Source organism: Pseudomonas sp. NPDC088444, from assembly GCF_044900175.1.
Classification (GTDB): Bacteria; Pseudomonadota; Gammaproteobacteria; order Pseudomonadales; family Pseudomonadaceae; genus Aquipseudomonas.
Map to the genome: position 1 here is coordinate 55282 of NZ_JBJDNK010000012.1, position 11427 is coordinate 66708.

General features: G+C 60.6%; 6 protein-coding genes. 2 read left to right on the plus strand and 4 right to left on the minus strand.

Annotated elements, in window-relative coordinates; translation table 11 throughout:
• Window positions 1–34 precede the first annotated feature (34 nt).
• On the plus strand, window positions 35–781 hold the full coding sequence (gene cobM / locus ACI2KB_RS22695) for a precorrin-4 C(11)-methyltransferase (protein WP_404638168.1): 747 nt from the start codon (window positions 35–37) through the stop codon (window positions 779–781).
• Between the two features lie 177 nt (window positions 782–958).
• Here cobM and nfuA read toward each other — a convergent pair whose 3' ends face one another.
• From nfuA to ACI2KB_RS22710, 3 genes are all read right to left on the minus strand, one after another.
• On the minus strand, window positions 959–1552 hold the full coding sequence (nfuA, locus tag ACI2KB_RS22700) for a Fe-S biogenesis protein NfuA (protein WP_404638170.1): 594 nt from the start codon (window positions 1550–1552) through the stop codon (window positions 959–961).
• A 97-nt stretch (window positions 1553–1649) separates the two neighbouring features.
• A complete protein-coding gene (locus ACI2KB_RS22705; RefSeq protein ID WP_404638172.1) occupies window positions 1650–2672 on the minus strand; it encodes an acyltransferase family protein in 1023 nt (340 codons plus the stop codon).
• Between the two features lie 334 nt (window positions 2673–3006).
• Window positions 3007–5322: a fatty acid cis/trans isomerase gene (locus tag ACI2KB_RS22710; RefSeq protein WP_404638174.1), complete on the minus strand. Its 2316-nt coding sequence runs from the start codon at window positions 5320–5322 to the stop codon at window positions 3007–3009.
• A 172-nt stretch (window positions 5323–5494) separates the two neighbouring features.
• Between ACI2KB_RS22710 and metH the strand changes: the two genes are divergently transcribed.
• Complete coding sequence (gene metH / locus ACI2KB_RS22715; RefSeq protein WP_404638176.1) at window positions 5495–9205, plus strand: methionine synthase; 3711 nt, start codon at window positions 5495–5497, stop codon at window positions 9203–9205.
• Between the two features lie 137 nt (window positions 9206–9342).
• On the opposite strand, the gene ACI2KB_RS22720 is transcribed toward metH, so the two are convergent.
• The gene (locus ACI2KB_RS22720; protein ID WP_404638178.1) at window positions 9343–11352 is read right to left on the minus strand and encodes a diguanylate cyclase; all 2010 of its coding nucleotides are present in this window, start codon (window positions 11350–11352) and stop codon (window positions 9343–9345) included.
• Between the last annotated feature and the right edge of the window lie 75 nt (window positions 11353–11427).

Consider the following 11427-nt stretch of genomic DNA (forward strand, 5'->3'; position numbering starts at 1 on the left):
CAGGCCATCACCCGTTCTGAACTCCGGAGTTCTAATGACTGTCTTCTTCATCGGCGCAGGTCCCGGCGACCCTGACCTGATCACCGTCAAAGGTCAGCGTCTGATTCGCAATTGTCCGGTGATCATCTATGCAGGATCGCTGGTTCCGGAAGCCGTGCTTGAGGGGCATCACGCGCTGCAAGTGGTCAACAGCGCCGAATTGCACTTGGAACAGATCATCGCCTTGATGAAATCCGCTCATGCAAAAGGCCAGGATGTCGCTCGTGTGCACTCGGGCGATCCGAGCCTGTATGGCGCCATCGGTGAACAAATTCGCTGCCTGCGTGAGCTGAGCATCCCGTTCGAGATCATCCCCGGCGTCACTGCGACGGCAGCGTGCGCAGCCCTGCTCGGCACTGAACTGACCCTGCCGGATATCTCTCAGAGTGTGATCCTGACCCGCTACGCCGATAAGACGGCCATGCCCGAAGGCGAAGAACTGCACGAACTGGCGCGGCATAAAGCGACCATGGCGATTCACCTGGGGGTCAACCATCTGGGTAAGATCGTCGCCGAACTGACCCCACACTACGGCGTGGATTGCCCGATTGCGGTGATCCATCGCGCCAGTTGGCCGGATCAGGACTGGGCGCTGGGGACGTTGGCTGATATTGAGGAGAAGGTGCGGAACAAAGGCTTTCGTCGCACGGCATTGATTCTGGTCGGACGCGTGCTGGGGAATGATGTGTTTGGGGAGTCGTCGTTGTATCGGGCGGGTCATGCCCACATATTCCGCCCTTGAGCATGACGTACACCCTGTGGGAGCCGGCTTGCTGGCGAAAGCGGAGTGTCAGCCACCTCCAAGTCACTGATACACCGCATTCGCCAGCAAGCCGGCTCCCACAATTAACGCGCGCCGGATCCTGGGCCTCACAAAAAAGCCCCGAAAATTCGGGGCTTTTTGCTGAAACAGAAGCGCTTAGTAGTAAGCGTTCTCTTTCTGCGTGTGGTCGGTCACGTCACGCACGCCCGACAGCTCCGGGATGCGCTCAAGCAGAGTACGCTCGATGCCTTCCTTGAGGGTCACGTCGGCCTGACCGCAGCCTTGGCAACCACCACCGAATTGCAGCACGGCGATGTTCTGGTCGTCTTCCTCGACCACGTCGATCAGCGTGACCTGCCCGCCGTGGCTTGCCAGACCGGGGTTGATCTCGGTCTGCAGGTAGTAATTGATGCGCTCGTTGATCGGGCTGTCGGCGCTGACCATGGGCACTTTGGCGTTCGGTGCCTTGATCGTCAGTTGACCGCCCATGCGGTCCGTGGCGTAATCCACCACCGCGTCTTCCAGGAAGGCTTCGCTGAACGAGTCGATCCAGGCGGTGAAGCTCTTCAGGCCGATGGCCTTGTCTTCCGGTTTTTCTTCGCCCGGCTTGCAGTAAGCAATACAGGTTTCAGCGTATTGGGTGCCAGGTTGGGTAATAAACACGCGGATGCCGATGCCGGGGGTGTTCTGCTTTTGCAGCAGATCGGCCAGGTAATCGTGGGCGGCATCGGTAATAGTAATAGCGGTCATGAAAATTCCTCGCAGACGTGGGGCGGAGTTTACGCCATTCCATGGCAACTGACAAAGTCCTAGTAATTCACTCGGGTAATAACCCCGATAGAAAACCTCAGGACAGTGCCGCTTCTTCCTTCGCCGCCCGCCGATTGTCCAGCCAGCCTTTCATGCGCCGGTACAGCCCCTTCTCGATCCATTCGTAACTCAGCCAGGCGCCCAGCGCGATCACTGGCACGCAGACCGCAAACGCGACGTACGGATTCAGGCGATAACGTTCGCTCGCCAGCCAGCCGCCGTATAACACCAGCACGTGCAGCAGGTAGACCGAGTACGAACAGTCGCCCATGGTTTTCAGCAATTTGCTGCCACGCAAGTACGGTTCCAGTGAAATACACGCCACCACGATCACCGCGCTCGGCAAGCCCCAGTTGATGATGCGGATGTCGGGTGGCAATTGCTTGATCGCCAGCAGCGCGCCGCCGATGGCCAACAGCGGCAACCACAGCCGCTCGGTGATCCAGCCACGGCGATACATGACCCCGACGCCAATACCGAGCAGGAATTCATACACGATGTCGTTGGCGTAGAACCGACTGACCAGCCCTGAACGCCCCAGTACGTCCGTCACCGCAAACAACGCGGCGGCGATGATCAGCGGACGCAAGCGTTGCTGGAACAGGAACACCATCGAAAACAGCACGTAGAACAGCATTTCGTAGTTCAGCGTCCAGCCGACGTTCAGCGTGGGGTACAACCCATAACCGCCGGGGTTTTCCGAAGGGATGAACAACAACGAGAGAATGAAGCTTTGCCAGTCCACCACTTGATGGGGCAACAGTGGATGAGCGACCACCACCAACAGCCCCATCACCAGCGTGTATAGCCAGTACGCCGGGACGATCCGGATGATGCGATTGAGCATGAAGCGCCCGGCGGGAATGTCCTTGTCCACGGTGGACAGGTAGATCACCAGGCCGCTGATGACGAAGAAGATGTCGACGCCCACGGCGCCTTTCTCGGTAAAAAAGCGGCCAATCGGGCCGCTGGGATGGAAGTCGAAAAAAATCTGCATGAAGTGGTGACACACAACGACCCACGCGGCGAGTGCCCGCAGGGCTTGAACCGAAATCAACATCTGCAACCTCTTGCTTACACCGTTTTGACCCACATTCCGGGCCTCAAAAAAGGCCTGGCATCGACGGGCGACTCACAGGGTCCGAGTCGGTGTTTGGCAAAAGGTTCGCGGGGACTGACGGGCTGCATAATGGCTGCAGGCCATGTTCTATAAGGGTTTTCGGGGTTTGACCCGTATAGACAGGAGCGAGCGCTATGTACTGGCAGACACAAATCTTGTGGAAGTCGGCTTGTTGGCGAATGCATTCTGTCAGTTGACTCATTCGTCTCTGATCCAACGCGTTCGCCAGCAAGCCGGCTCCCACAAGGTGACCACGTACAGTCAATAGCTCCGCTTAAAGGTTCTCATACCGATTCATATCCAACACCCCCGCCTCCTGCGGTTCGGTCTCCTGAATGTAGCGGTCCAGATCATGGAAATACATCCAGAACTGCGGGTTGCTACGGCGAACACCCCAACGCTCGACGATTTTCTCGAACGCGTCCTTGTGATCGTGGGCTTTCTCCATCGCATCGACAAACGCGCTGACGTCATTGGCCGGAATGTTGAAGATGAAGTTCGGGTAACTGGTCAGCACGCCCGGATAGATGGTCAGGTTGTCCAGCCCCGGTTCATAGCGGTATGCCTCGCCCAGCAAGAACGCCACGTTGGTGTGGGCACGGTTGCGCAGCATGCTGTAGACGATCCGTCTGCCGTTGCCATCCTGAATCCGCAGCAGAGTGGCCTCCGGCAGTTGATTGATCACTTTCAGCCCCGCCGCCGGGCGCGACACCAGACGACTCAGTGCCTGTTCCACGTCGCTGAACACTGGTCCGATGCCCGGTCTGGAGCAGTAGGCACCCGAGCAACGGTTGATCGGGTCTGGCGCGACGTTGAGGGTCCCGGCGCGCTCGATCAATTTGCGCTGGAAGTCGCGTTCGGGGTCTTTCTCGTCCAGTTTCATGCCGGTCGGCGTGTCGTCGTCGATGGCCTGATAGTCCATCCACATCTTCACCTTGCCGCTGTTCTGGTACCAGCTGCCCAAGATGTCATCCCGCTTGTCGGCCGGCATCAGGCGCAGGAAGTTGACCTCGGCGCCATTGCGGATCAGGTCGAAATACAGACGGGTCTGCACCTGATGCGAGACGTTGCCGTAGACGTCGAAGTTCACCACCAGCTGGTAATAGGTGCGCTCCAGCAGCGGGTAGTCGAACAGCCAGACCGTGGTCGGCAAATCGCCAATCAGCCCTTTGTTGACGGTCGCGCTGTCGAAGTGGCGGAAGATGGTCAGCAAGGCATTGTCGTTGCCCGCCCACAGCGTGGCCCAGCCCGGTGGCGGCATGTGCGCATAGGCGTCGCTGCGCAGGTCTTCATAGGCGTTGCGCTTGTTGCGGTAATCGAGCCATAGGCTCAGCACGCTGCCCACGTCGTCGTTCTGCCCCGGCATCGCCAGCAAGGGCGTGGCCTTGGCGCGGTACGCCGCATCGGTGATGTAGCGGTCGTGGGCCGGCTCCTGGAACAGCGCCCAGAAGTGGTCGCGGATGACGTCGGTGGCAATCTGGCCACGGCATACCGGCCCGCGAATGAAAGTGCGCACGAAGTATTCGGCGTTATCCAGCATGAACTGGTAACGCGCCACTGCCGGGATTTCCTTGAAGGTGTCGAACGGGTTCGCACGGCGCTGCGGGCCGTAGCCCGGCAGTTCGGTGGCATGCCAGTCGCCGCTGTAGAACAGTTGCTTGACCCGCGCCAGCTTGTCCGGCCCCATTGGGTAAGTGATGTGGGTCTTGTGCACGATGACGCCTTGCACTGGCATCAGGCGGTAGTAAAAGGTGGTGCCCGGGTCATCATCGGGGCGGCGGGTGGCGATCAGATCGACCGGCTGGCCACCTGGCGTGCGCGAACGCACCCACTGGAAGAAATGCCCCGGTTCGCCACCGGTGAAATAGATGTGGGCCAGGAACAGGTGCTCATACAGCCAGCGGGCGACCAGGGCCTCGGTCGAGCCGGGACGGTTGAACAGGTTTTCCCACTCGGTGATTTGCGCCGCCTCGCCCGCACTGGGCTGCACCGGGGATTGCTCCACCGGTGCACCTGCCGCCAGCCAGCTTTGCAGGGTGTTGTATTGCGCCTCGGTCAGCCCGGTGACCGCCAGCGGCATGCCTTGGCGCGGGTGCGATGCAGCGTAGCCGTCGAACTCTTGCGGCAGTGGGCACATGTTCTCGCGATTGAGGCCCAGCACGATGTCATCCGGCAGCTTGGCGTTGGGCACCAGCGGGGTGCTGTGACCGAATTCCAGCATGCGGGCCATCAGCGCCGCCTGATTGCTCTGGCCGTCGAGCACCGAATAGAAGCCCTTCTTGCGCCATTCTTCCGGGCCTTCGGCGTCGTAAAAAATCCGCGTCGGGGCGATGGCCTTGCTGCGCTCGCCCTGATACACCGGCACCTTGGACGCCCCGCGCAACACACCCTCGCCACTGCCCAGATTCAACTGGCAGGCCGCATCATTGCAGGCATGGCAGGCCACACACTTCTCGGTGAAGATCGGTTGAATGTCACGGCTGTAGGAAATGGCCGGATGGGGAATGGTGGATGACGCAAAGGGTGACTGCGCGAACGCTGCACCGCAAAAGAAAACAGCCAAGGCTGTGGCGAACACGCGACGCAACATGGAACGGACGTCCTGAAGAGAAAAAACCGGAAACGATTCTACCCGTGGCGAGCGGCCATCAACATGAACAGAATTCATCTAAATCGCGCCACGGTTTAAAAGCGTACAGGTTTGGTATCATTTCGCACCTTTCATCGTCACCTTTTTCGTTTTTCTTCATCCGGGTAGCCCTATGTCAGATCGCAACGCGCGTCTTAAAGCACTTCATCAAGCACTCAAGGAGCGCATCCTGATCCTTGATGGCGGCATGGGCACCATGATCCAGAGCTTTCGTCTGGAGGAAGAAGACTACCGCGGCAAGCGCTTCGCTGACTGGCCGAGCGACCTCAAGGGCAACAACGATTTGCTGGTGCTGACCCGCCCCGACGTGATCGGCGCGATCGAAAAAGAGTACCTGGACGCGGGCGCCGACATTCTCGAAACCAACACCTTCAACGCCACGCAGGTGTCTCAGGCCGACTACGGCATGGAAGCGCTGGTGTACGAACTGAACGTCGAAGGCGCGCGCCTGGCCCGTCAGGTCGCCGACGCCAAGACCTTGGAAACCCCGGATCGTCCGCGCTTCGTCGCGGGCGTACTCGGTCCGACCAGCCGCACCTGCTCGCTGTCGCCTGACGTCAACAACCCCGGCTACCGCAACGTCACCTTCGATGAACTGGTGGAGAACTACACCGAGGCCACCAAGGGCCTGATCGAAGGCGGCGCGGACCTGATTCTCATCGAAACCATCTTCGACACCCTCAACGCCAAGGCGGCGATCTTCGCCGTGCAAGGCGTGTTCGAAGAAATCGGTTTCGAGCTGCCGATCATGATCTCCGGCACCATCACCGACGCCTCGGGCCGCACCCTCTCCGGCCAGACCACCGAAGCATTCTGGAACTCGGTGCGTCACGCCAAGCCGATTTCCGTGGGCCTGAACTGCGCCCTCGGCGCCAGCGAACTGCGTCCGTACCTGGAAGAACTGTCGAACAAAGCCGACACCCAGGTCTCCGCTCACCCGAACGCCGGTTTGCCGAACGAATTCGGTGAGTACGACGAATCTCCAGCAGAGATGGCCAAGGTCGTCGAAGAATTCGCCCAGAGCGGCTTCCTCAACATCGTCGGCGGTTGCTGCGGCACCACCCCTGCGCACATCAAGGCCATCGCCAATGCCGTGGCCAAGTACGCGCCGCGCGCCATTCCGGACATCCCGAAAGCCTGTCGCCTGTCGGGCCTTGAGCCGTTCACCATTGATCGCAGCTCGTTGTTCGTCAACGTCGGCGAGCGCACCAACATCACCGGTTCCGCCAAGTTCGCCCGCCTGATCCGTGAAGACAACTACACCGAAGCGCTGGAAGTCGCCCTGCAACAGGTCGAAGCCGGTGCCCAGGTGATCGACATCAACATGGACGAGGGCATGCTGGATTCGAAGAAGGCGATGATCACCTTCCTCAACCTGATTGCCGGTGAACCGGACATCTCCCGCGTGCCGATCATGATCGACTCCTCGAAATGGGATGTGATCGAAGCCGGCCTCAAGTGCATTCAAGGCAAGGGCATCGTCAACTCGATCAGCATGAAAGAAGGCGTCGAGCAGTTCATCCATCACGCCAAACTGTGCAAGCGCTACGGCGCGGCGGTGGTGGTGATGGCCTTCGACGAAGCCGGTCAGGCCGACACCGAAGCGCGCAAGAAGGAAATCTGCAAACGCTCCTACGACATTTTGGTCGATGAAGTGGGCTTCCCGCCGGAAGACATCATCTTCGACCCGAACATCTTCGCCATCGCGACCGGCATCGAAGAGCACGACAACTACGCCGTTGACTTCATCAATGCCTGTGCTTACATCCGCGACGAACTGCCCTACGCGCTGACCTCCGGCGGCGTGTCCAACGTGTCGTTCTCGTTCCGGGGCAACAACCCGGTGCGTGAAGCGATCCACTCGGTGTTCCTGCTGCACGCGATCCGCAACGGCCTGACGATGGGCATCGTCAACGCCGGTCAGCTGGAAATCTACGACGAGATCCCGGTCAAGCTGCGCGACGCCGTGGAAGACGTGGTGCTCAATCGCACTGACGACGGCACCGAGGTGCTGCTGGCCATCGCCGATGAGTTCAAGGGCGACGGCTCGGTCAAGGAAGCGGAAACCGAAGAGTGGCGCAACTGGGAGGTCAACGAGCGTCTCAAGCACGCGCTGGTCAAGGGCATCACCACCCACATCGTCGAAGACACCGAGGCGTCGCGCCTGACCTTCGCACGCCCGATCGAAGTGATCGAAGGCCCGTTGATGGCGGGCATGAACGTGGTGGGCGACCTGTTCGGCTCGGGCAAGATGTTCCTGCCGCAAGTGGTCAAATCCGCCCGCGTGATGAAACAGGCCGTGGCGCACTTGATTCCGTTCATCGAAGCGGAAAAAGGCGATAAGCCGGAAGCCAAGGGCAAGATCCTCATGGCCACGGTGAAGGGCGACGTGCACGACATCGGCAAGAACATCGTCGGCGTGGTGCTGGGCTGTAACGGCTACGACATCGTCGACCTGGGCGTCATGGTGCCTGCGGAGAAAATCCTGCAAGTGGCCAAGGAAGAGAAATGCGACATCATCGGCCTGTCCGGCCTGATCACCCCGTCGCTGGATGAGATGGTGCACGTGGCCCGCGAAATGCAGCGCCAGGACTTCCACCTGCCGTTGATGATCGGCGGTGCGACCACCTCCAAAGCCCACACGGCGGTGAAGATCGAGCCCAAATACAGCAACGACGCAGTGGTTTACGTCACCGACGCCTCCCGCGCCGTCGGTGTGGCCACGCAACTGCTGTCCAAGGACCTGAAAGCCGGTTTCATCGAGAAAACCCGCGCGGAATACATCGAAGTCCGCGAACGTACCTCAGCCCGCAGCGCCCGAACCGAGCGCTTGAGCTACAGCGCCGCCATCGCCAAGAAGCCGCAATTCGACTGGGCCAGCTATGCGCCGGTCAAACCGACCTTCACGGGCGCCAAAGTGCTGGAAGACATCGACCTGAACGTGCTGGTGGATTACATCGACTGGACGCCGTTCTTCATCTCCTGGGATCTGGCCGGCAAATACCCGCGCATCCTCACCGACGAAGTGGTGGGCGAAGCGGCGACCGTGCTGTTCCAGGACGCTCAGGAAATGCTGCGCAAGCTGATCGACGAAAAACTGATTCGCAGCCGCGCCGTATTTGGCTTCTGGCCGGCCCATCAGGTCGATCACGACGACATTCAACTGCTTGACGACAACGGCCAGCCGCTGGCGAAGCTGCACCACCTGCGCCAGCAGATCATCAAGACTGACGGCAAGCCGAACTTCTCGCTGGCCGACTTCGTGGCGCCGAAAGACAGTGGCGTGACCGACTACGTGGGCGGCTTCATCACCACAGCAGGCATTGGTGCCGAGGAAGTCGCCAAGGCCTATCAGGACAAGGGTGACGACTACAACGCGATCATGGTCAAAGCCTTGGCCGACCGCCTGGCCGAAGCCTGCGCCGAATGGCTGCACCAAGAAGTGCGCAAGACCTACTGGGGTTATGCCAAGGACGAGCACCTGGACAACGAAGCGCTGATCAAGGAGCAATACGTCGGCATCCGCCCTGCCCCCGGCTACCCGGCCTGCCCGGACCATACCGAGAAAGGTGTGCTGTTCGACCTGCTTGATCCGACCCAGGGCGATGGCAAACCCGGCATCAGTGGCGTGTTCCTCACCGAGCACTACGCGATGTTCCCGGCGGCAGCGGTCAGCGGCTGGTACTTCGCCCACCCACAGGCGCAATATTTCGCCGTGGGCAAGGTCGACAAGGACCAGGTGGAAAGCTACAACGCCCGCAAAGGCCAGGAAATGCGCGTGACCGAACGCTGGCTGGCGCCGAATCTGGGGTATGACGAGTAAGTCACGCCGCCGCCCCCTGTAGCCGTAAGGCCGGGCGGCGTTGCGCTTGTCGGCGGTGGCGACTTCATGAACGCCACCGCAGGCGAGCCATGCGGCAACGGCACATGGCCGCTTGCGGCCTGCATCGTTGATGAAAGTCAGGGCAGTTCAGGTTCGATCCGGTCTCGCCCACCCATCTTTGCGGCGTAGACCCCGGAATCGGCGCGCAGTAACAACGCATCGCCACCCTCGCCTTCACGCCAACTGGCAATTCCGAAACTGGCCGTGACCCGACCCACACCATCCACCGGTTCGGCGCGCAAGGCCGCCCACAGCTCGGCGGCCAGCGCGTAGGCCTGATCGCCGTCGGTGTCCGGACACAGGACCATGAACTCTTCGCCACCGAGCCGACAGAACACGTCACTGCGGCGCAGGCGATGACACAACCGCTGACAAATCGCTTGCAGCACGTGATCACCCACGGCGTGGCCCAGCTGGTCATTGATGCACTTGAAGTGATCGATATCGAGCATGACCACCGCGAAGGTCCCGCCGTGTCGCTCCACCCTCAGCATTTCGGTTTGCAGGCGTTCCTGAAAGTAGCGCCGGTTGTAGACCCCGGTCAGCGCGTCGGTCACCGACATCGTGCGCAACTCCTCTTCCACGCGCTTGCGCTCGGTGATGTCCACGCACACCGCCAGATAGCCCACCCACTGGTTGTGCTCGTCCAGCACCGGGCTGACTTGCATGTTGACCCGCAGGTGGCTGCCGTCATGGCGCACGAACGTCCAGTCGTTGGCCTGATGGCTGTGCTCCTCGACCGCCTCGACCAGCATCGCGTCGCAGGTTTCGACCGGCCGCCCGTAGCGCTGACTCAGCTCGCAGACATGTTGCGCCAGCTCCGACGGCAGGTGCAACTGGCGCAACGTCAGGATGCCGCAGACGTCGGCGCTGTCGTAGCCGAGCATCTTTTCGGCGCCGATGTTGAACGTGGTGATCACACCATTGAGATCAGTGGCAATGATTGCCACCTGCGTCGTGGCGTCCAGCACGTTGCTCAACTGACTGTGAGCACTGCGCAGTTGTTGCTCGCGCTGGCGCAGTTGCAGCGTGCGCTGCTCGACCAGCCGAATGGCGCGCTGCCGCTGGCTGATCAGGACATACAACAAGGCGCTGAGCATGAAACTGAGCAGCGCGCCTAGGATCACCACGCTGTCGTTGGACGACGGATTGGCGCCGACGAACACCGCCGTGGGCCGCACCTGCAATTGATAACTGCGACCGGCAAAATTGAGGGTCTTGGTGATGAGCAGATCGCTGTCGACCGGCGCGGCGTCCGATTGATAAAGCGCTTCAGGCTCCTGCGCCGAGGTGATGTCCTGAAGGGTCAGCGCCAGGTTGTCCTGCTCGATGGGCGGCAAGCCTTCGGTCATCATCTTGCGCAGGCTGATCACCGCCATCAAGAAACCCTTCAGCGCACCCGGCTCGGCAATGCCTGCCTGGGCACGCAGAAACACCGGCGTCACCAGCAGCACCCCTTGGCGGTTTTCAGACTCCAGCCCCACCAATTCCATGCGCGGAGACGCGGCCATGCCACCGGATCGCAACGCCCGCTCCAAGGTCGTACGGCGCACGCTTTCAGAATTCACGTCAAACCCCAAGGGCAATGGAACGGTGCTGCGGCTTTGGGTAAAACGCACCGGAAAATACACCGGGCGCACACTCGCCACCGCCAGCCCGCTGTCACCCTTGAGTTCGCGAACGGAATAATCGGCGTGCCCGCCATCACGGGCCTGTCGCTCGAACTGCGCGCGCTCGGCGTCGGCCAGTCTGGGCGCCCAGGAATAGGCTTGCGTGAGGATCAGCAGCGGATGAGCGAAGCCGTTGAATTCTTCTTCGGAGACATCATCGGAATAGACGAAGAACCGGCGCAGGCCGTCCAGGCGACGAATTTGCCCTTCCAGGCGATCCTGAATACGACTGACCCGCTCGGCCGCCAGCAACTCGAAACGCTGACGCAGCTGACGCTGATACACCTCGACATTGGCCAGCGCCAGCAATGCCGTCAGCATCGCGCCTGCGGAAAATACAAGCGCGGCCACCACCCAGGACGAGGTGTCTTCACTGATCAGGCCAAGGATCTTGGCATGGGTCCGGTTAGACGACATAAACAGCACTCAAGGCGCCACAGTGTTGCCGCGACACGTGGCCAGACTTCACTTATAGCCATTCGCCATTAGTTT

What these genes read in the sequence shown, in the direction of transcription:
- cobM (WP_404638168.1), top strand. Translation starts at nt 35, where the DNA reads ATGACTGTCTTCTTCATCGGCGCAGGTCCCGGCGACCCTGACCTGATC.
- nfuA (WP_404638170.1), bottom strand. Translation starts at nt 1,552, where the DNA reads ATGACCGCTATTACTATTACCGATGCCGCCCACGATTACCTGGCCGAT.
- ACI2KB_RS22705 (WP_404638172.1), bottom strand. Translation starts at nt 2,672, where the DNA reads ATGTTGATTTCGGTTCAAGCCCTGCGGGCACTCGCCGCGTGGGTCGTT.
- ACI2KB_RS22710 (WP_404638174.1), bottom strand. Translation starts at nt 5,322, where the DNA reads ATGTTGCGTCGCGTGTTCGCCACAGCCTTGGCTGTTTTCTTTTGCGGT.
- metH (WP_404638176.1), top strand. Translation starts at nt 5,495, where the DNA reads ATGTCAGATCGCAACGCGCGTCTTAAAGCACTTCATCAAGCACTCAAG.
- ACI2KB_RS22720 (WP_404638178.1), bottom strand. Translation starts at nt 11,352, where the DNA reads ATGTCGTCTAACCGGACCCATGCCAAGATCCTTGGCCTGATCAGTGAA.